This window comes from Microbacterium sp. JZ101 (genome assembly GCF_053903175.1).
Window position 1 is genome coordinate 1,948,470 of record NZ_CP096400.1, and the last position, 18,183, is coordinate 1,966,652.

Consider the following 18,183-nt stretch of genomic DNA (forward strand, 5'->3'; position numbering starts at 1 on the left):
TCCAGACGATGCTCGACGTGATCGAGCTCGAGCGGATGGAGGCCCGCACGCACGAGGACATCTTCCTCGGCCGCTCGCACTTCATGCCGAGCGGGCGCGTGTTCGGCGGCCAGGTGCTCTCGCAGGTGGTGTCCGCCGCCGCGCGCACGATCGCCGACGACCGCCACGTGCACTCGCTCCACGGCTACTTCCTGCGGCCGGGCGACATGCGCAAGGACATCACCTTCGGCGTCGACCGCATCCACGACGGACGATCCTTCGCCCGCCGGCGCGTGCAGGGATATCAGGACGGCGTGCCGATCTTCTCGGGCATCCTCTCCTTCCAGGACGAGGACGAAGGGGTAGAGCACCAGCTGCCGATGCCCGAGGTCCCCGCGCCCGAGGACCTGCCCGATCCGCTCCGGGAGCTCGACCGCCATCCGCACTCGCAGCGTCTTCTCGCGGCGAATCCGATCGAGGTGCGGCACGTCGAGGGAAGCCTCCTCGTGGAGCCGACGGGCGGCGCTCGACCGACGCAGGCCGTCTGGACGCGCGTGCGGCGCCCGATCGGCGACAGCCGCCTGCTCCATCAGGCGGCGCTCGCCTATCTCAGCGACTACACGATCCAGGAGCCGTCGATGCGCGGCGCGGGCGTCGCGTGGTCGACGCCCGGGCTGAAGGTCGCGAGCCTCGACCACGCGATGTGGTGGCATCGGCCGGCGCGCGCCGACGACTGGCTGCTCTACGTGCAGGAGTCACCGGGAGCGCAGGGCGGCCGCGGTCTCGCGTTCGGCCGCCTCTACACGCGCGACGGCGCGCTCGTCGCGTCGGTCGCGCAGGAGATCATGCTCCGCGTGCCGGCGTCCGACGCAGTCAGCCCGCCTGCCTGAGATCGGCTTCGAGGGCGACCCAGCCGAGCATGGCGCACTTGATGCGCATGACGTACTTCGCGACGCCTTGCAGGGCCGCGGCGTCGCCGAGCGCCTCGGACGGCGCGATCGACCCGCGCGAGCGCAGCATGGTCCGGAACTCGTCGATGCGCGCGAGCGCCTCCTCGCGCGTCGCGTGCTCGAGCAGCCCCGTCATGATCGACGCCGAGGCCATCGAGATCGAGCAGCCGTGGCCATCCCACACGATCGAGGCGATCGCGTCGTCGTCGTCGAGGCTCACGCCGACCGTGATCTCGTCTCCGCACGACGGGTTGAGCTCGTGGTGCGTGTAGTCGAGCGGCGTCGGGTCGCCCTTGCCCTCGGGATCGCGCGCGTGGTCCAGGATCAGCTCCTGGTACAGGCTCTGCAGGTCTGCGCTCATCGGTCCGCTCCGAAGAATCCGCGGACCTCGCGCAGCGCGTCTCGCAGCGCCGCGATCTCGTCCGACGTCGTGTAGAGATAGACGCTCGCGCGCGTCGTCGCCGCGACCCCGAGACGACGGTGCAGCGGCTGGGCGCAGTGGTGCCCCGTCCGCACCGTGATGCCGCGGTCGTCGAGGAACTGGCCGACGTCGTGCGCGTGCACGCCGTCGACGATGAAGCTCGCGAGCGCGGCGCGCTCGGCTCCGGGCTCGGGGCCGACGAGCCGCACGCCGGGAACCGACGCGACGGCGTCGACGAGCTCGCCGGCGAGCTGCGCCTCATGCGCGTGCACGGCGTCCATCCCGATGCCCTCGAGGTAGTCGACGGCTGCTCCCAGGCCCACGACCTGCGTGACGGGCTGGGTGCCGGCCTCGAAGCGCTGCGGTGCGGGAAGGAACTCGGCGTCCTCCATCGTGACGGTCGTGATCGTGGAGCCGCCCGTGCGTGCGGGGGGCAGCTCGTCGAGGAGCTCGGCGCGCCCGTACAGCACCCCGATGCCGTTCGGGCCGAGCATCTTGTGCCCCGAGAACGCCGCGAAGTCGACTCCGAGCGCGCCCAGGTTGAGCGGCAGATGCGGCGCCGACTGGCACGCGTCGAGCACGCTGAGCGCGCCGACGTCACGCGCGAGCGACGCGATCTCGGCCGCCGGCGCGATCATCCCGGTGACGTTCGACACGTGCGCGAACGCGACGACCCTGGTCCGCGCGGTCAGCTGCGCGCGCAGGTCGTCGATCGTCCAGAGGCCGCGGTCGTCGACCGGCACCCAGCGCAGCGTCGCGCCCGTCCGGCGCGCGAGCCGCTGCCACGGGATGAGGTCGGCATGGTGCTCGGCCTCGGTGACGAGGATCTCGTCGCCGGCGCGCAGCGCGAAGCGCTCTCCGCCGAGGCCGGCCGACGCGTCCGCGATCCCGAGCGCGACCATGTTGAGCGCGTCGGTGGCGTTCTCGGTCCAGACGACCTCGCGCTCCCCCGCGCCGACGAACGCTGCGACGCGCTCGCGCGCGGTCTCGAAGGCGAACGTCGCCTCGCCGGTCGCGAGGCTCGATCCCCGGTGCACGGCCGCGTAGTCGTGGCGCGCGAAGTCGGCCTCGGCGGAGATCACGGCCTCCGGACGCTGCGACGTCGCGGCCGAGTCGAGGTACACGCGGTCGGGGCGTCCCGAGATCCCGGGGAAGTCCGCACGGACGTCCTCGCGGACGGGTGCGGGCGTGACGTCTGGCATGGATGGCTCCCTGCAGGGGTGGAGGAGGGCGTCTTCCAGTCTCTCATCCGCAGGGCCGGTCGTCTCCGTCACCGACGGGTGAAGGCCACCGGCTCCTCCAGGAACGGCTCCCATGCGGCGCGCATCTCGGGGGTGAGGCGAACCGGTCGGCCGGTCGCGATGTCGACGAGCACGACGACGGCGTCGGCTCGCGCGTACACGACGCGCTCCTCCTCGCCGACCGCGCTGTGCACCTCGTAGCAGACGTCGATGCTCGACCCGCCGATGCGCCCGAGCCAGAGCTGCACGTCGAGCGGGCGGTGACGGTACGGCACGGGCCGCAGGTACTCGATGCTCTGCCGCGCGATCAGCGTCACGACCCCCGTGGGCGACCCGAGGACCTCGGGATCGAACACGGCGGTCGGCGGGATGTCGTCGTCGGAGTCCTCAGCGCGGAAGAACGCGCGGCACCGGGCCTCCTCGAGCAGGCGCAGCATCGAGGCGTTGTTGACATGGCCGAAGGCGTCGAGGTCGCCCCAGCGCAGCTGGATGGGCACGTGCACGCGGGTCATCGGGCTCCTCTCCGGCCCGGACGGACCGCGGCCGGTAACGATACGGTCACGGTCGCGACCGGTCATCCTCGTCCGACGATACCCCGTCCTTCCGCATGATCACGCGGATCGCGGCGGAGCGGTCGACGTGGGAGCGCGCCCGCGGCGCCGCCATCCGGCTTGCTAGGGTGACCGAGGTCGTCCTGCCGCAGCGCGGGACGCGCCTCACACCGCCGGCGACGCGTCCGACACGACCGGGGTGTTCCGCCCAGGACCGCGGATGCCGCCATGTCGCGGCATGCGTATGGCAGACGATCCAGTCGTCAACCCGGACGACTGCGCCAGGAGCCTCGTGCCCGGCCCGTCGCCTGCCCGGACCGCAACCGATGACCGAACGCGGATCGCGCTGCCCTGAGTCTCCGCGCTCGGCACAGGGGACACGTGACCGAGAACGACACTTCCATCGCCCTGCGCGCGGAGGGCCTCTACAAGGTCTTCGGGCGCCGACCGCACGACGCCGTCGAGCGGCTGCGCGCCGGAACCCCGCGCGATGAGCTCGACGGCGCCACGGCGGCCGTGATCGACGCCTCCTTCGAGGTCCGCCGCGGCGAGATCTTCGTCGTGATGGGGCTCTCCGGCTCCGGCAAGTCGACGCTCATCCGCATGCTCAACGGCCTGCACGACATCACCGCCGGGACGATCACCGTGAACGGGGAGCCGATCGCGGGGATCCCGGCGAGTCGGCTGCGCGCGACCCGGCGCGAGCACGTCTCGATGGTGTTCCAGCACTTCGCCCTGCTCCCCCATCGCACGGTGGCCGCGAACGTCGCGTACCCGCTCGAGCTCAAGGGCGTCGACCGCCGCTCTCGCGAGGCGAAGGCGACCGAGATCCTCGCCATGGTGGGCCTCGAGGGATGGGGCGACAAGCTCCCCGCCGAGCTCTCCGGAGGGATGCAGCAGCGGGTCGGCATCGCGCGCGCTCTGGCCGCCGACACCGACATCCTGCTCATGGACGAGGCGTTCAGCGCCCTGGACCCGCTCATCCGCCGGGAGATGCAGGACCAGCTCATCGAGCTGCAGCAGCGCCTGCAGAAGACGATCGTCTTCATCACGCACGATCTCAATGAGGCCATGTACCTGGGCGACCGCATCGCGGTGATGCGCGACGGCCGCATCGTCCAGATCGGCACGCCGGAGGACATCCTCACCGACCCCGCGAACGACTACGTCGAGCAGTTCGTCCAGGACGTCGATCGTGCCCGCGTGCTGACCGCCGGCAATGTCATGGAGCGCCCTCGACCCGTCGTCGCCGAGGGCGCCGGCCCGCGCACGGCGCTGCGCACGATGCGCGACGCCTACACGTCGGCGGCCTATGTCGTCGGCCGCGATCGTCGCCTCGCCGGGATGATCACCGACCGCGACGCGATGAAGCTCATCCGCCGCGGCGAGAGCGCGCTCGCGTCGATCCTGAAGCCGGTTCCGCAGGCCGTGAGCCAGGACGACGTCCTGATGGACCTGTTCGTGCCCGCCGTCGAGTCGCCGCTCCCGCTCGCGGTGACCGATGACACGGGTCGCCTCGTGGGCGTCATCCCCCGTGTCACCCTGCTCGCCGCCCTCGGGCCCGGCCCCGGATCCACCGAGGAGATCACCGTGCTCCAGCCGCCCATCCCCTCGGCCGTGATCGATCAGGTGCTCGCGGAGGCCGATGCCGCCGCGGCGGCCGCCGCCGACGCCGAGGAGGTGCGCTGATGGACGGGTTCCGCCTCCCGATCGGCGACGCGGTCTCCGCCGCCGTCGACTGGGCCAAGGACAACCTCGAGGGCCTCCTCGACGTCGTCGCGCTCGTCGTGCGCACCCTCGTGGACGGCCTCACCGACGCGCTCGTCGGGACGCCCTTCCCCCTCACGATCGCGGTCGCCGCGCTCCTCGCGTGGCTCGTCCGCTCGTGGCAGCTCGCGGTCGGCACGGCGATCTCGTTCGCCGTGATCGTCGGCATGGACCTCTGGGAGCCCGCGATGCAGACGCTCGCGCTCGTGGTCGTCGCCGCGTTCGTCGCGGTCCTGATCGGCGTGCCGCTCGGCATCTGGTCGGCGCGCAGCGATGCCGTCCGCGCCGTCCTCAAGCCCGTGCTCGACTTCATGCAGACGATGCCGGCGATGGTGTACCTCATCCCCGCGATCGTCTTCTTCAGCATCGGCGTCGTCCCCGGCCTCGTCGCGACCGTGATCTTCGCTCTCCCTCCCGGCGTGCGCCTCACCGAGCTCGGCATCCGCGGCGTCGACGCCGAGACGGTCGAGGCCGGGCACGCGTTCGGCGCGACACCCGGGCAGATCCTGCGAGGCGTCCAGCTCCCGCTCGCGATGCCGACCATCATGGCCGGGGTCAACCAGGTGATCATGCTCGCGCTCTCGATGGCCGTGATCGCCGGGATGGCGGGAGCCGACGGCCTCGGGAAGATGGTCGTGCAGGCGATCTCCACCGTGAACACCGGTCAGGGAGTCGAGGCCGGGCTCGGCGTCGTCCTGCTCGCCGTGTTCCTCGATCGCTTCACCGCGGCCCTCGGCACGCCGAGCGAGTACCCGTCCTCGCTTCTGGGCCTCCTGTCGCGCCGACGCGCGGCGCAGCGCGCGGCGACATCGGACGACGTCGCGATCGCACATGCCCCCGACGCCCGCACCGCCGTGCCCACGCCATGACCATCCGCACCCAGCGACCATCCGAAACGCACGACATCACACGCAACGAGAGAAGGAACGCGAACATGACGAAGCGACGCATCACGGCCATCCTGGCCCTCGGCGCCACCACGGCCCTGGCCCTCGCGGGCTGTGCGAGCGGCGACGGCGACGCCGCCGGCGCAGGCGAGGGAGACAAGGGCACGATCACGCTCGGGTTCCTGCCCGCCTGGACGGATGGCCTCAGCACGGCCTACCTGCTCCAGGATCAGCTCGAGAAGCTCGGCTACACGGTCGAGATGCAGACGCTCACCGAGGCCGGCCCGCTGTACGCGGGACTCGCGCAGGGCGACGTCGACATCTACCCCTCCGCCTGGCCCGAGCTCACACACCGCGACTACATGGAGCAGTACGGCGACGACATCGAGGATCTCGGCGCCTACTACGACAACGCGAAGCTCACGATCGCGGTGCCGACCTACATGGACGACGTGAACTCGATCGAGGACCTCGCGGGTCAGGCCGACCGCTTCGACGGCAAGATCTACGGCATCGAGCCCGGCGCGGGCCTGACCAAGCAGACGCAGGAGGTCATGATGCCCGAGTACGGCCTCGATGCCGACTACGAGCTCGTGACGTCGTCGACCGCGGCCATGCTGACCGAGCTCGGCAGCGCCATCGACGCGCAGGAGGACATCGCGGTCACGCTGTGGCGTCCGTTCTGGGCGAACGACGCCTACGACATCAAGGATCTCGAGGACCCGAAGGGCGCGATGGGCGACCCCGAGGCGCTGCACTTCCTCGGCACCGCCGGCTTCGCGGAGGAGTTCCCCGAGGCGGCGGAGCTCATCGCCGGCATCCAGCTCGACGACGCCGAATACGGCTCGCTCGAGGACCTCGTCGTGAACGAGTTCGGCGAGGGCAAGGAGGCGGAGGCCGTCGACGCATGGCTCGAGGAGCACCCCGACGCCTTCGACACGATCGTCGCCGACTGACGGACACCCACGACGAAGCCGCCCCGGGAGAACCCGGGGCGGCTTCGTCGTGTCGGCGCGACGCCGCTCAGTCGCGCGTGAGCTTGCGGTGCGTCGTGCGGTGCGGGCGCGCGGCGTCCGGACCGAGCCGGTCGATCTTGTTCGCCTCGTACGCCTCGAAGTTGCCCTCGAACCAGTGCCAGTTGGCCGGGTTCTCGTCGGTGCCCTCGTACGCGAGGATGTGCGTGGCGATGCGGTCGAGGAACCACCGGTCGTGGGTGATCACGACGGCGCAGCCGGGGAACTCGAGCAGCGCGTTCTCGAGCGAGCCGAGCGTCTCGACGTCGAGGTCGTTCGTCGGCTCGTCGAGGAGGAGCAGGTTGCCGCCCTCCTTGAGCGTGAGCGCGAGGTTGAGTCGGTTCCGCTCGCCGCCCGAGAGGACGCCGGCCTTCTTCTGCTGGTCGGGGCCCTTGAAGCCGAACTTCGACACGTAGGCGCGCGAGGGGATCTCGGTCTTGCCGACCGTGATGTAGTCGAGCCCGTCCGAGACGACCTCCCAGAGCGTCTTCTCCGGGTCGATGTTCGCGCGCGACTGGTCGACGTAGCTGATCTTCACCGTCTCGCCGATCTTGAGGTCACCGCCGTCGAGCGGCTCGAGGCCCACGATCGTCTTGAAGAGCGTCGTCTTGCCGACGCCGTTCGGGCCGATGACGCCGACGATGCCGTTCGGCGGGAGGCTGAAGCTGAGGCCGTCGATGAGCGTGCGCCCGTCGAAGCCCTTCTGCAGGTTCTTCGCCTCGATCACGACGTTGCCCAGACGCGGGCCGGCGGGGATCTGGATCTCCTCGAAGTCGAGCTTCCGCGTGCGCTCGGCCTCGTTCGCCATCTCCTCGTAGCGCGCGAGACGCGCCTTCGACTTCGCCTGGCGGCCCTTCGCGTTCGAGCGGACCCACTCCAGCTCCTCCTTGAGGCGCTTCTGGAGCTTGGCGTCCTTCTTGCCCTGCACCTCGAGGCGCTCTGCCTTCTTCTCGAGGTAGGTGGAGTAGTTGCCCTCGTACGGATAGAGACGCCCGCGGTCGACCTCGGCGATCCACTCCGCGACATGGTCGAGGAAGTACCGGTCGTGGGTGATCGCGATCACGGCGCCCTTGTAGGACTGCAGGTGCTGCTCGAGCCACAGCACGCTCTCGGCGTCGAGGTGGTTCGTGGGCTCGTCGAGGAGCAGGAGGTCGGGCTTCTGCAGCAGGAGCTTGGCGAGCGCGACGCGGCGCTTCTCACCGCCGGAGAGCGGCGCGATGGCGGCATCGGCAGGCGGCGTGCGGAGAGCGTCCATGGCCTGCTCGAGCTGGGAGTCGAGGTCCCAGCCGTCCGCGGCGTCGATCTCCTCCTGCAGCGCGCCCATCTCGGCGAGAAGCGCGTCGAAGTCAGCGTCGGGCTCGGCCATGAGGCCCGAGATCTCGTTGAACCGGTCGAGCTTCGCCTTGATCGCGATGCCGTCCTGGATGTTCTCGATCACGGTCTTCGACTCGTCGAGCTCGGGCTCCTGCATGAGGATGCCGACGGAGTACCCGGGGGTCAGGGTCGCGTCGCCGTTCGACGGCTGATCGAGCCCCGCCATGATCTTGAGGATCGTCGACTTGCCGGCGCCGTTGGGGCCCACCATGCCGATCTTGGCACCGGGCAGGAACGCCATCGTGACGTCGTCGAGGATGAGCTTGTCGCCCACCGACTTGCGGGCGCGCACCATTTGATAGATGTATTCAGCCATTTGGCATCCAGTCTAGGGGCCGCTCCCGCGGCGGACCGAGAGCCTCGCACGGGTTCTGAGACGATCCTCCGGTTCGCGGACACCCGACAGTGAGAGTTGCACGCCGACGACGATGCTGGAGGCCGACATGCGCACCCCCGACCGCGAGCCGACGACCATGGGGATTCCCCGCCGCCGAGGAGGCCGCACGGCCGGCGGATGGGCCGCGGCGGTCGCGTGCGCCGTCCTCCTCTCCGGCTGCGCGACGCCGGGAGCCCGGCCGGGCCCCGATGCGGACGGCGACCCGTCGCCGTCGGCGACCATCCCGGCCTACGACGTCGAGCCGGGCCAGACGCTCCGCTGCGGTGGCCTCTCGTTCTCGTCCGACGCGCTGGTGAAGCCCGTCCCCCTCTCCCGCGCCGATGAGCACGTCCGCGAGGCCGTGGAATCCGCGGCCGACGATGCGGGCATGCCGCTCGCTGCGGCCGAAGCGCCCGAGACCTGGCTGGTCGCGAGCGCGGACGACCGTCAGATCGCCCTTCTCCATCCGCGTGCCGAAGCCGAGGGCTCGGCACCCGCCTTCGAGCAGGTCACCCTGCTCTGGCACGAGGCGGGATCCGACCGGCCCGCCGAGTGGACCGTCGCATCGTCGGGGCCGTGCGCGCCGCGGGCAGACGCGGGCGAGCTGAACGCGGCCGCCATCGCTCTGGACCCCGAGCAGCCGCCGGCCCCCTCGGACACGACCGTGCACCTGCTCGTGACGGAGCTCGCCTGCCACGGCGGTGAGGACGCCGAGGGCCGCGTCGAGCTCGCGAGCCTCATCGAGACGGAGGAGTCGGTCGAGATCGTCATCGGAGTCCGACCGGATGAGACCGCCGACGCCTGGACCTGTCAGAGCAACCCGGCCACCCCGTTCGCGCTCGAGCTGGACGCGCCCCTCGGCGACCGCGACATCGTCGACGTGGGGGTCGTTCCCGCGCAGACCCTCGAGCCTGTCGACACCGCGGGCTGACGCTCAGAACGGCGTCGCCGCGGGCTCTCCCTCCGGAACGGTGACGACCTCCCAGGCGGCATCGGACGAGGCCTCATCGATGGCGCTGTCGTCGCGTGTGTCCCGCTGTCCGCGGCTGTCGCTGCCCGCGAAGCTGTTGCGCGACACGCTGGCCGTCGCGAACTGGAGGTCGATGCCGATCGCGTCGGCGATGATCTCGATCCCCGTGCCCTTGCCTCTGTCGTTCTCCCAGGAGCGGACGCGCAGCCGGCCGCAGACGACCACCCGCATGCCCTTCGCGAGCGACAGGGCGCCGTTGGCGGCGAGCGACCGATACGCGCTCACCGAGTAGAAGTTCGCCGCCTCCTCGACGTACGTGTCCTTCTCCCGGTCGAAGCGCCGATGATTCGTCGCGAGCCGGAAGCTCAGGGCAGCGGTCCCGGATGGCAGCGTGCTCGACGTCGGGTCGGTCGCGATGTTCCCGACGACGGCGATCTGGTCCTTCATGGCGATCCCTCCTGCCGGGGGCTGTCCCCGGCGTGATCTCACCAGGACAGCGGCTCCCTCCTGCCGGCGGAGCAGGACCAGCGCATCTGTGGATGCGCAGAGCCCCTCCGCGCCGCTGTGCACACGGCGTCGGAGGGGCTCGGCGTCAGACGGCGTACTCCGCGAAGCGCGCGCGCACCTTGTTCACCTTCGGAACGGCGACCGCGAGGCAGTACCCCTGCGTCGGGTTCTTCGCGAAGAAGTCCTGGTGGTAGTCCTCGGCGTCGTAGAACTCGCCCAGGGGCTCGAGGCGGGTCACGATCGTGCCCTCCTCCTCCCCGATGGGAGCATCCCAGATCTCGGCGGCCCGCTCCCGCGCGGCCGCGAAGAGGGCCTTCTGCTCCTCGTCGGCGTAGAACATCGCGCTGCGGTACTGCGTGCCGCGATCGGCGCCCTGATGGTTCAGCTGGCGGGGGTCGTGCATCGTGAAGAACGCGTCCAGGACGACGTCGGGCGCGATCACCTCGGGATCGAACGAGATCTTCACCGCCTCGGCGTGACCGGTCGCGCCCGTGCACACCTGCTCGTAGGTCGGGTGCGGACGCTGCCCTCCCGTGTAGCCCGACACCACGGACTCGACGCCCCTCAGGGCGCGATATGCGGCGTCGAGGCACCAGAAGCAGCCTCCCGCGACGACGAACGTCTCTGTCATGTGCACTCCTCAGAACGGATGTCGGTGCCCCCTCCTATCGTCGCAGAGGACACGGAAGGAGCACTGATGTCGAACGCCGCCGCACTCATCGCCATTCCCCTCGCGACGCCGCGCCTGGCGCGTGCACGGGCGCGCCTCACGCGAGCGGGAGCATCTCTCTGGCGTGTCGTCGGCCTCGACGAGCGGGTCGCGGGCCACCTGCGCGCGGTCGAGTCGGAGCTCGGAATGCGGTACCGCGCGGAGCGCTTCCACCCCGCGTCGGGCGCCCTGCTTCCGATCGGCGAGTTCTGGACGCCCGATGAGGCCGTGGAGACGCTCCTGCTGTCTCGGTGAGCGTCACACGAGCGCGTCAGACATCCGCTCGGCGAGCGCCGCGGTCGGCTCGTCGACGACCTCCGCCCACGCCTCCTCGAGGATGCCCGCACCCCGCTCGAGCACCTCAGGCGCGGCCGTGAAGGGGATGCGCAGATGACGCTCGTGACCGCCGCCCACCGAGAAGCGCGGGCCCGCCGAGAGAAGCAGTCCGCGACGGCGCGCGGCGAGCACGAGCGCGGAGCTGCGCGCGAGCCCGAGCTCGACCCACAGGGCGACACCGCCCTGTGCGGCGTGCACGCGCCACTCCGGGAGCCGCTCGGAGAGCGCGGAGACGAGCGCGTCGCGCCCCGCGCGAAGCGACTCCGCGCGCTGAGCGACGATCTCGGGCATGAGCGGGATGAGCCGTTCGACGACGGACTGCTCGAAGTCGGGCGTGCCCAGGTCGCCGACGGGGCGCGCCGCGAGAAGCCGACGGATCATGTCCTCGTCCGCTCGGATCCAGCCGACGCGCAGTCCTCCCCACACCGTCTTGCCGGTCGACCCGACGGTGATGATCTCCGCGCCCGACGGAGCGGCAGCGGCGAACGGCACGGCAGCCCCGCCCCGATCGATGTCGAGCTCCGCCGTCGTCTCGTCGATGACGAGCACGGTTCCCGAATCCCGTGCCACGCCGGCGATGTGGGCGATCTCGTCGCGCGACATCGACTCGCCCGTGGGGTTGTGGAAGTCGGGCATCAGATACGCCATGACGGGGGCGGCACGGCGGAACGCGTCCTCGGCCCGATCGAGGTCCCAGCCGGAGCCCGGCGTCACGGGAATGCCCACCAGCCGCGCTCCCGCGGCGGCATAGCATTCGGCGGCGTGCGGGTAGGTGGGCGTCTCGATGATCACGCGGTCACCGCGCGACACGAGCAGCCGGGCGGTGAGGGCGATCGCGCTCTGCGCCCCGTTGACCACCATGATCTGCTCGGCGGAGGTGGGGAGCCCGCGCGCGGTGTACCGATCCGCGAGCGCGGCACGGAGACTCCGCAGGCCGTGCATCTCGTAGCCCGAGCGTGCGACGAGGCGCGGGGCGTCGGCGGCGGCCTCGGCGTACACGGCGGGCAGCCCCGGCCACGCGGCAGGGCTCGCCTGCTGCAGATCGAGCGCGCCATCGACGTCGCTCGCACGGCCCAGATCCCGCCGCCCGAGCGCCAGGGTCACACTGCCGGAGCCGCGGATGCTCTCGATGTGCCCGCTCTCTCGCAGACTGCGGTATGCCGCCGCGACCGTGGTCCGGCTGACCCCGAGCCGTGCCGCGAGCTCGCGCTCGGCCGGCAGCGCCGTCCGCGGCGCGATCCGGTTGTCGAGGCAGAGCAGGCGGATGGCGTCGGCGAGCGCCTCGTAGGCGGGCTCGCGCGTCCGCCATGGGCCGAGGCGGTCGCTCAGCGCCCTCGCGCTGAGCCGTGAGTCCATCATGCGGACCACCGTAGCAGGATTGGCATCTTGCAAGCAGTCCACTTCTCGGGTGGCATGGAGGGCATGCCATTCGCACCCCACCCTCTCACCGTTCGCCTGGCCCGACTTCTCGTGGGCCTGCCTCTCTATGGGGTCGGATGCGCCCTCACGGTCGCCGCCGGCCTGGGCGTCGACCCCTGGACCGTGCTCGCGGAGGGGATCTCCCTGCGCACGGGTCTCGGCGTCGGGTGGGTGACGAACGCGCTCGGCGCGCTGATCCTCCTCGCGTGGATCCCGCTGCGCCAGCGTCCCGGCATCGGAACCGTGCTCAACGTGCTCCTCGTGGGCACGAGCATGCAGATCACCCTCGACCTGCTCCCGCCCATCGAGCATGTGCTCCTGCGCGTGCTCGCCCTTCTCGCGGGCATCGCCCTCGTGGCGGTCGCGTCCGGCATCTACCTCGGCGCCGCTCTCGGCGCCGGCCCGCGCGACGGCCTCATGACGGGGCTCAGCCGGCGGACCGGATGGCCGGTCTGGCGGTCCCGCGCCAGCGTCGAGCTGACGGTGCTCGCGCTCGGATGGGTGCTGGGCGGCACGGTCGGCGTGGGCACGATCGTCTTCGCGCTCGGCATCGGCCCCGCCGTGCATCTCGCGATGCGCCTCCTCGCTCCGGGCGCGCGCGAGAGCGGCTCCCGCGCGGTCGAGAGCGTCCCGGCCGCGCGGGCGGCGCGGTGACCCGGCGCGTCAGTGGCGCCGGAACTCCGGGCGCTCGGCGCCCGGCTTGAGGTGAGCGTGCAGCGCGCGCTTGGCGATCTCCAGCTCCGGGTACGTGCCGACGGGCTCGTCGACTCCGACCATCCGGACCTCGAAGCTGCCGTCGACCTCCCTGATCGAACCGACCGCTCCCACGGCGCCGTGCGCCACCCACAGGCGACTCGTCTGCGTCATCGTCATCCTCGACTCCCTCCGCTGGTCCCCCTGTCGACGACGGTACGTCGCCGCCCGCCGAGAAGCCAGACCTTGACAGGGCCACCCGCGGCTGGTGGGGCCCGAGATGATCCGCCGAGGCGAACCCGGTAACCTGAGGGCACCGCCCCCAGTAGCTCAGTGGATAGAGCAACGAACTTCTAATTCGCAGGTCGCACGTTCGAGTCGTGCCTGGGGGACCGATACGGCGACGTCCCACCCCCTCGATAGGCTGGGGGGATGGTAGGCGCCTCCGAGAACGACCGGCTCGTCTGGATCGACTGCGAGATGACGGGTCTCGACCTCACGGTCGACGAGCTCGTGGAGATCGCGATCGTCGTGACCGACTTCGAGCTCCGCATCCTCGACCCGGGATTCCAGGTCGTCATCAAGCCCTCGCAGGCCGCCCTCGACCACATGGGCGACTTCGTGACGGAGATGCACCGCAGCTCCGGCCTGCTCGACGAGATCCCCCACGGCGTCTCCCTCGAGGAGGCGGAGCGGCAGTCCCTCGAGTACATCCGCCGGTTCGTGCCGCTCGAGCGGAAGGCGCCCCTCGCGGGCAACACGATCGGGACGGATCGGATGTTCCTGGCCCGGTACATGCCGAGCGTCGACAGCCACCTGCACTACCGCAACGTCGATGTGTCCAGCGTCAAGGAGCTCTCGCGACGCTGGTACCCCCGCGCCTACTTCCAGGCGCCGGGGAAGGACGGCGGGCACCGCGCGCTGGCCGACATCCTCGAGTCGATCCGTGAGCTCGAGTACTACCGTCGTGCGGTCTTCGTCGCCGAGCCCGGGCCCACCTCCGACGAGGCGCGCGACATCGCGACCCGCGTCGTGTCGTCATTCGCTCCGAACGTATGACAGAATAGAGAAGTTGCCCCGGCAGGCCGGGGAGACATGGTGGCTATAGCTCAGTTGGTAGAGCACCTGGTTGTGGTCCAGGGGGTCGCCGGTTCAAGCCCGGTTAGCCACCCCAGCCCGCACGAGGCCCGGGGTTCCCGCAAGGGGAGCTGCCGGGCCTCGTGCCTTTTCCACGGCCACCGACCGCGATGCGCACGCGACTAGACTCGGAAGCCGATGATGGACATGGATGCCGACGCCTTCGAGGCGCTCGTCGTGGATGAGCTCGATCAGCTCCCCGATGAGATGGTCGACGGCCTCGACAACGTGATCTTCGTCGTCGAGGACCGCTCCGAGGACGGTGAGGACCTCCTCGGGCTGTACGACGGCCTCGCCCTCACCGAGCGCGGCCGGTACGGCATGGGCGAGCTTCCCGACCGCATCATCGTGTACCGGGAATCCCATCTCGCGCGATGCGAGACCGAGAGCGAGCTGCGCGACGAGGTCCACACGACCCTCGTGCACGAGATCGCGCACTTCTACGGCATCGACGATGAGCGTCTCCATGAGCTGGGGTGGGCATGACCACCGCGCACACGGTCTTCGCGTCGACGGCGGTCGAGGAGGAGCTGGACCGCGTCGAGGCACCCGCGCACGCGACCCCATGGCAGACCGTCGTGTGGGACGACCCCGTCAACCTCATGAGCTACGTGGTCCGCGTCTTCCGCGAGTACTTCGGCTACGACGAGGAGCACGCCACGCGTCTCATGCTCGCCGTCCACAACGAGGGGCACGCCGTCGTCGCCGAGGGCGCGCGCGAGCAGATGGAGCTGCACGCCCAGGCCATGCACGACTACGGACTGTGGGCGACCGTCCGCAGAGCGCCGATGTGAGGACACCGCACCCCATGACCGAACGACTCGTGATCCTCACCCTGACGCGCATCGAGGCCGCGCATCTCCGCGACCTCGTGACGCAGTTCGCGACCCTGGTCGAGAGCACGCCGACGGCGGCGGACCCGGCGCTCGAGCGCCTCACCCCCGACGCGTACCCGGACGATCCCGACGCGGCGGACGACTTCCGCAGCGTCACGCGCGGAGACCTCCTCGGCCGCCGCGCACAGGACGCGGCGACCGTTCTGCGCGACCTCTCCGCGATCGAGGAGGCGCCGCTCGAAGACGCGCTCTCCCCCGTCGACGTCTCCATCGCCGGCGACGCGCTCGAGGCATGGCTGCGGACGCTCGCGGCCGTGCGCCTCGTGCTCGCGAGCCGACTCGGCATCGAGAGCGCGGAGGATCACGACGACGAGGACCCGCGCTTCGCCCTCTACGACTGGCTCGGCTACCGTCTCGACGGACTGCTCCAGGCCGCCGACAGCGCCTGACCAGGCACCCTCACCCGCACCGCCTGCGCGAAAGCGCGCGTGGCGGATGGTGGGGGCTGGGTTGTCTCAGAAGGGTGGGGGTTCGGGTGGGGGCTGGGGGTCGTGGATGGCGTGGTGTCGCCTCCGGGGTTCGGGCTCGGTGACGTACACGTGCCCGAGCGGGCTGGTCCACTCGATGCCGCCGTCCTCGAGCGCCCGCGGAGACCACCTCGTGTGATGCCGCAGGTAGTGATGCGGCCGGCACAGCGCCTCGAGGTTCTCCGCGCTCGTCGGCCCGCCGCGGGAGTACTCCCGGACATGGTCCTTCTCGCACCCCGGGGCCGGGCGCGAACAGCCCGGGAACCGGCAGCACTCGTCCCGCAGCTCGACCAGACGACGGATCGCCGCCGTCGGCTGATAGTGATCGACGGTCAGCAGAGCACCGGTGTCGGGGTTCTGGAAGATCCGCTCCCACCCCGGCGCATACCGCGCGAGCCGGCGGGCGGTCTCCGCCGGGACCGGCCCGTACCCCGCCAGCATCGCCGGCCCGTCATCCAGCCCGACCAGACTCGTCACCGGCACCGTCACCGCGACCGTCCCGCGCACCCCCGCCAGCCGCTCCGGATCCCCATCGATCGGATACCCCGTCGGCGCCCCCGTCAGCAGCAGGTTCCCCGCCAGATCCGCCCGCCGCTGCGTGCGCGTCACCCGCACCCGCTCCGCCTCCCGAGCCCCGTCCCGCTCCCCCGGCGCGCACCGCCCAGAGAACAGCCCCGCATCCCGCACCGCCAGCCCCGGATCGACCGCCGACACCACCGGGTCCGGGGCACCGCCGGGCACCCGCACCGCGCCCTGGTCGATCCGGTTCCCCTCCCGATCCACCCGGAACCCCAACCCGTCCCTCGTCACTCCCACCGCCGCATCCGCCGCATCCCGCGCGTCCCGCGCCTGCCGCGCCGCGTCCTGCGCTTCCCGGTCCGCGCGGCGCTCATCGGCCTCGACCAGACGCGCCATCTGATCCAGCCGGTCCGCGACCGCCGCGATCACCGACGCCTCGTCCCGCATCACGAACTCACCCAGCCCACCCGGCAGAGCCCGCGTCCACGTGCCCCGCTTCTCCCGCACCGCCGCCTGACCCTCCGCCACCGGAACCGGATGCAGCACCGCCGCCAGCTCGCTCGCGAACACCCGCAACTGCCGCGGCGTGGCCTCCTCCGCGAACCCCAGCACCCGCCGCAGGAACTCCCCCAGCACCGCATCCGGCAACCCCTGCGCGACCTCCCGGATCACATCCGCATGCTTGCGCGTGATCCGCCCCGCCGACAGCGCCACCCGCACCTGAGGCAACCGCGCCTCCAGCAGCTCCGCATCCGCCATCCGCGCCTCCACCTCCCCCACCGGCACATGCAACGCCACCGCGAGCTCAGCCGCGACCGCCCGCCACGGGAACGCGAACTCCGAATCCGACCCCGACCGCTCCATCTGCGCCCGCGCCACCCGCGCCGCCACCGCGAACGCCTGCACCTCCGCCGCCGCAGCCGACGCCACCGCCCGCCGAAAACCCGTCAACGTCTCCCGCACATTCGACAGCACCCACCGCTCCTCCACCGTCGCATCCCACGACAACGGATCCACAAACCGCGGCTTCCTGCTCGTCACACCCCCATCATCGACCCCACCACCGACATCCGAACGGGATGCGCGTGCCCCTGATCAGCGGGTCAGGAGGGCGAGATCCGCACGCGCCTCGGGCGCCTCGCTCGCGATGTGCGCGTCCTCCTGCGCAGCCCACATGTCCCAGTAGGGCGCGAAGCCGTCGCCGTCGCGCGCGAGAGCGCGCTCGCGACGCAGCGCGGCCTCGGCATCGAGCCAGACGCTCGCATCCGCGACCTCTGCGGAGGCGGGTGTGAGCGCGCCGCATCCCTCCACGACGAGGGGCCGATCCGGATCGACACGGACCTCGGCGCCCGCGAACGTGCCGAGGGCCCAGTCGAAGCGCCGGTACCGTCCGACGGAGCCGGCGGCGTGCGGAGCCAGCACGAGGGCGCACGCGAGCGCCGCGCCCTCCCGCAGTCCGCCCCACCCGGGGTAGAGCTCGTCGAGCGAGACGAGCTGCGCTCCCGGCCACGCCTCCACGACGAGCCGCGCGAGCGTCGTCTTCCCGGCGCCGCTGCGGCCGTCGACGACCACCCTCCGCGCCGCCCTCGCGTCGATGAGCGCGCGCACGCGGTGCGCCGCCTCCGTGATCGCGACCTCGGCGCGCTCGCTACTTCTTGAGGGCACGGATGAGCTTGGCGAGCACGCGGCCGGTGACCCACACGAGCGGGATCGCGACCGCGAGCGTCGCGATGAGGTTCGGCTCGAAGCGCAGCTCGCCGTCGCGTCGCACGTACGCGCCCACGGGCGCCGAGAAGCCGCCGCCTCCGCCTCCGCCGTTGCCGGCCTCGTCGGAGCCGCCGCCGAAGCCGGTCCACGTCGCCGCGACGGGGACGAAGCGCTCGCCGTCGAGCTCCTGGGGCTCGCCGTAGGCGGCGGTGACGCCGAGGTTCGCGGAGATCTTGCCGATTTCGAGGGCGATGTTGGGCATGT

At 71.3% G+C, this 18,183-nt stretch carries 22 protein-coding genes and 2 tRNA genes; 13 read left to right on the top strand and 11 right to left on the bottom strand.

What is annotated here, in order from left to right:
- Nucleotides 1-8: 8 nt before the first annotated feature.
- Nucleotides 9-869, top strand: a complete 861-nt coding sequence (locus tag M1D56_RS09125) for an acyl-CoA thioesterase (RefSeq protein WP_456285224.1) — start codon at nt 9-11, stop codon at nt 867-869.
- Here the strand turns inward: M1D56_RS09125 and sufU are convergent.
- The 3 genes from sufU to M1D56_RS09140 all read right to left on the bottom strand — a co-directional run bounded on the left by sufU (nt 853) and on the right by M1D56_RS09140 (nt 3,103).
- Nucleotides 853-1,290, bottom strand: coding sequence for a Fe-S cluster assembly sulfur transfer protein SufU (gene sufU / locus M1D56_RS09130; protein ID WP_324014633.1), 438 nt, complete (start codon nt 1,288-1,290; stop codon nt 853-855). The genes M1D56_RS09125 and sufU overlap by 17 nt on opposite strands.
- The gene (locus tag M1D56_RS09135) at nt 1,287-2,552 is read right to left on the bottom strand and encodes a SufS family cysteine desulfurase (protein WP_456283333.1); all 1,266 of its coding nucleotides are present in this window, start codon (nt 2,550-2,552) and stop codon (nt 1,287-1,289) included. Before M1D56_RS09135 ends, sufU begins: the two co-directional genes overlap by 4 nt.
- A 68-nt stretch (nt 2,553-2,620) precedes the next feature.
- A complete protein-coding gene (locus M1D56_RS09140) occupies nt 2,621-3,103 on the bottom strand; it encodes an acyl-CoA thioesterase (RefSeq protein ID WP_271172041.1) in 483 nt (160 codons plus the stop codon).
- A gap of 420 nt (nt 3,104-3,523) precedes the next feature.
- Here M1D56_RS09140 and M1D56_RS09145 point away from each other — a divergent pair, with 420 nt between their 5' ends.
- The 3 genes from M1D56_RS09145 (at nt 3,524) to M1D56_RS09155 (ending at nt 6,752) form a co-directional block, all read left to right on the top strand.
- Nucleotides 3,524-4,831 (top strand): quaternary amine ABC transporter ATP-binding protein, encoded by a 1,308-nt coding sequence (locus M1D56_RS09145; RefSeq protein ID WP_456283334.1) that lies wholly within the window; start codon nt 3,524-3,526, stop codon nt 4,829-4,831.
- On the top strand, nt 4,831-5,778 hold the full coding sequence (locus M1D56_RS09150; RefSeq protein ID WP_456283335.1) for an ABC transporter permease: 948 nt from the start codon (nt 4,831-4,833) through the stop codon (nt 5,776-5,778). The genes M1D56_RS09145 and M1D56_RS09150 overlap by 1 nt, the downstream gene beginning before the upstream one ends.
- A gap of 65 nt (nt 5,779-5,843) precedes the next feature.
- A complete protein-coding gene (locus M1D56_RS09155) occupies nt 5,844-6,752 on the top strand; it encodes a glycine betaine ABC transporter substrate-binding protein (protein WP_282977909.1) in 909 nt (302 codons plus the stop codon).
- 67 nt (nt 6,753-6,819) lie between these two features.
- Here M1D56_RS09155 and ettA read toward each other — a convergent pair whose 3' ends face one another.
- A complete protein-coding gene (gene ettA / locus M1D56_RS09160) occupies nt 6,820-8,499 on the bottom strand; it encodes an energy-dependent translational throttle protein EttA (protein ID WP_271172045.1) in 1,680 nt (559 codons plus the stop codon).
- A 127-nt stretch (nt 8,500-8,626) separates the two neighbouring features.
- Here ettA and M1D56_RS09165 point away from each other — a divergent pair, with 127 nt between their 5' ends.
- A complete protein-coding gene (locus tag M1D56_RS09165) occupies nt 8,627-9,490 on the top strand; it encodes a hypothetical protein (RefSeq protein WP_456283337.1) in 864 nt (287 codons plus the stop codon).
- Between the two features lie 3 nt (nt 9,491-9,493).
- Here the strand turns inward: M1D56_RS09165 and ssb are convergent, their stop codons facing one another.
- Entirely contained in the window at nt 9,494-9,976 is a 483-nt protein-coding gene (gene ssb / locus M1D56_RS09170; protein WP_456283339.1) for a single-stranded DNA-binding protein, read from the bottom strand.
- A gap of 145 nt (nt 9,977-10,121) precedes the next feature.
- Complete coding sequence (msrA, locus tag M1D56_RS09175) at nt 10,122-10,667, bottom strand: peptide-methionine (S)-S-oxide reductase MsrA (RefSeq protein ID WP_456283341.1); 546 nt, start codon at nt 10,665-10,667, stop codon at nt 10,122-10,124.
- A gap of 66 nt (nt 10,668-10,733) precedes the next feature.
- Here msrA and M1D56_RS09180 point away from each other — a divergent pair, with 66 nt between their 5' ends.
- Nucleotides 10,734-11,000, top strand: a complete 267-nt coding sequence (locus tag M1D56_RS09180; RefSeq protein WP_271172049.1) for a hypothetical protein — start codon at nt 10,734-10,736, stop codon at nt 10,998-11,000.
- 3 nt (nt 11,001-11,003) lie between these two features.
- Here the strand turns inward: M1D56_RS09180 and yczR are convergent, their stop codons facing one another.
- Complete coding sequence (yczR, locus tag M1D56_RS09185; RefSeq protein WP_456285225.1) at nt 11,004-12,437, bottom strand: MocR-like transcription factor YczR; 1,434 nt, start codon at nt 12,435-12,437, stop codon at nt 11,004-11,006.
- 66 nt (nt 12,438-12,503) lie between these two features.
- On the opposite strand from yczR, the gene yczE reads away from it, so the two are divergent.
- Nucleotides 12,504-13,154, top strand: a complete 651-nt coding sequence (yczE, locus tag M1D56_RS09190) for a membrane protein YczE (protein WP_456283343.1) — start codon at nt 12,504-12,506, stop codon at nt 13,152-13,154.
- Nucleotides 13,155-13,163: 9 nt separating this feature from the next.
- Here yczE and M1D56_RS09195 read toward each other — a convergent pair whose 3' ends face one another.
- A complete protein-coding gene (locus M1D56_RS09195) occupies nt 13,164-13,367 on the bottom strand; it encodes a methyltransferase (protein ID WP_309299956.1) in 204 nt (67 codons plus the stop codon).
- A 145-nt stretch (nt 13,368-13,512) separates the two neighbouring features.
- Between M1D56_RS09195 and M1D56_RS09200 the strand changes: the two genes are divergently transcribed.
- The 6 genes from M1D56_RS09200 (at nt 13,513) to M1D56_RS09225 (ending at nt 15,615) form a co-directional block, all read left to right on the top strand.
- Nucleotides 13,513-13,585, top strand: a tRNA-Arg gene (locus M1D56_RS09200).
- A 40-nt stretch (nt 13,586-13,625) separates the two neighbouring features.
- On the top strand, nt 13,626-14,252 hold the full coding sequence (gene orn, locus M1D56_RS09205; RefSeq protein ID WP_271172051.1) for an oligoribonuclease: 627 nt from the start codon (nt 13,626-13,628) through the stop codon (nt 14,250-14,252).
- A gap of 39 nt (nt 14,253-14,291) precedes the next feature.
- Nucleotides 14,292-14,367: transfer RNA gene (locus M1D56_RS09210), tRNA-His, on the top strand.
- A 101-nt stretch (nt 14,368-14,468) separates the two neighbouring features.
- Complete coding sequence (locus M1D56_RS09215) at nt 14,469-14,816, top strand: metallopeptidase family protein (RefSeq protein ID WP_271172052.1); 348 nt, start codon at nt 14,469-14,471, stop codon at nt 14,814-14,816.
- Entirely contained in the window at nt 14,813-15,124 is a 312-nt protein-coding gene (gene clpS / locus M1D56_RS09220; protein WP_282977914.1) for an ATP-dependent Clp protease adapter ClpS, read from the top strand. The genes M1D56_RS09215 and clpS overlap by 4 nt, the downstream gene beginning before the upstream one ends.
- Before the next feature lie 14 nt (nt 15,125-15,138).
- The gene (locus M1D56_RS09225) at nt 15,139-15,615 is read left to right on the top strand and encodes a DUF2017 family protein (RefSeq protein ID WP_456283345.1); all 477 of its coding nucleotides are present in this window, start codon (nt 15,139-15,141) and stop codon (nt 15,613-15,615) included.
- A gap of 66 nt (nt 15,616-15,681) precedes the next feature.
- Here M1D56_RS09225 and M1D56_RS09230 read toward each other — a convergent pair whose 3' ends face one another.
- The 3 genes from M1D56_RS09230 to M1D56_RS09240 are packed head-to-tail and all read right to left on the bottom strand — an operon-like array spanning nt 15,682 to nt 18,181.
- Entirely contained in the window at nt 15,682-17,253 is a 1,572-nt protein-coding gene (locus M1D56_RS09230) for a DUF222 domain-containing protein (RefSeq protein WP_456283347.1), read from the bottom strand.
- Between the two features lie 54 nt (nt 17,254-17,307).
- Nucleotides 17,308-17,877: a hypothetical protein gene (locus tag M1D56_RS09235; RefSeq protein WP_456283348.1), complete on the bottom strand. Its 570-nt coding sequence runs from the start codon at nt 17,875-17,877 to the stop codon at nt 17,308-17,310.
- The gene (locus M1D56_RS09240) at nt 17,861-18,181 is read right to left on the bottom strand and encodes a hypothetical protein (RefSeq protein WP_271172056.1); all 321 of its coding nucleotides are present in this window, start codon (nt 18,179-18,181) and stop codon (nt 17,861-17,863) included. The genes M1D56_RS09235 and M1D56_RS09240 overlap by 17 nt, the downstream gene beginning before the upstream one ends.
- Nucleotides 18,182-18,183: the final 2 nt, after the last annotated feature.

Coding starts and splice junctions, on each gene's coding strand:
- M1D56_RS09125 (WP_456285224.1), top strand. CDS start 9: ATGCTCGACGTGATCGAGCTCGAGCGGATGGAGGCCCGCACGCACGAG.
- sufU (WP_324014633.1), bottom strand. CDS start 1,290: ATGAGCGCAGACCTGCAGAGCCTGTACCAGGAGCTGATCCTGGACCAC.
- M1D56_RS09135 (WP_456283333.1), bottom strand. CDS start 2,552: ATGCCAGACGTCACGCCCGCACCCGTCCGCGAGGACGTCCGTGCGGAC.
- M1D56_RS09140 (WP_271172041.1), bottom strand. CDS start 3,103: ATGACCCGCGTGCACGTGCCCATCCAGCTGCGCTGGGGCGACCTCGAC.
- M1D56_RS09150 (WP_456283335.1), top strand. CDS start 4,831: ATGGACGGGTTCCGCCTCCCGATCGGCGACGCGGTCTCCGCCGCCGTC.
- M1D56_RS09155 (WP_282977909.1), top strand. CDS start 5,844: ATGACGAAGCGACGCATCACGGCCATCCTGGCCCTCGGCGCCACCACG.
- ettA (WP_271172045.1), bottom strand. CDS start 8,499: ATGGCTGAATACATCTATCAAATGGTGCGCGCCCGCAAGTCGGTGGGC.
- M1D56_RS09165 (WP_456283337.1), top strand. CDS start 8,627: ATGCGCACCCCCGACCGCGAGCCGACGACCATGGGGATTCCCCGCCGC.
- ssb (WP_456283339.1), bottom strand. CDS start 9,976: ATGAAGGACCAGATCGCCGTCGTCGGGAACATCGCGACCGACCCGACG.
- msrA (WP_456283341.1), bottom strand. CDS start 10,667: ATGACAGAGACGTTCGTCGTCGCGGGAGGCTGCTTCTGGTGCCTCGAC.
- M1D56_RS09180 (WP_271172049.1), top strand. CDS start 10,734: ATGTCGAACGCCGCCGCACTCATCGCCATTCCCCTCGCGACGCCGCGC.
- yczR (WP_456285225.1), bottom strand. CDS start 12,437: ATGGACTCACGGCTCAGCGCGAGGGCGCTGAGCGACCGCCTCGGCCCA.
- yczE (WP_456283343.1), top strand. CDS start 12,504: ATGCCATTCGCACCCCACCCTCTCACCGTTCGCCTGGCCCGACTTCTC.
- M1D56_RS09195 (WP_309299956.1), bottom strand. CDS start 13,367: ATGACGCAGACGAGTCGCCTGTGGGTGGCGCACGGCGCCGTGGGAGCG.
- orn (WP_271172051.1), top strand. CDS start 13,626: ATGGTAGGCGCCTCCGAGAACGACCGGCTCGTCTGGATCGACTGCGAG.
- M1D56_RS09215 (WP_271172052.1), top strand. CDS start 14,469: ATGATGGACATGGATGCCGACGCCTTCGAGGCGCTCGTCGTGGATGAG.
- clpS (WP_282977914.1), top strand. CDS start 14,813: ATGACCACCGCGCACACGGTCTTCGCGTCGACGGCGGTCGAGGAGGAG.
- M1D56_RS09225 (WP_456283345.1), top strand. CDS start 15,139: ATGACCGAACGACTCGTGATCCTCACCCTGACGCGCATCGAGGCCGCG.
- M1D56_RS09240 (WP_271172056.1), bottom strand. CDS start 18,181: ATGCCCAACATCGCCCTCGAAATCGGCAAGATCTCCGCGAACCTCGGC.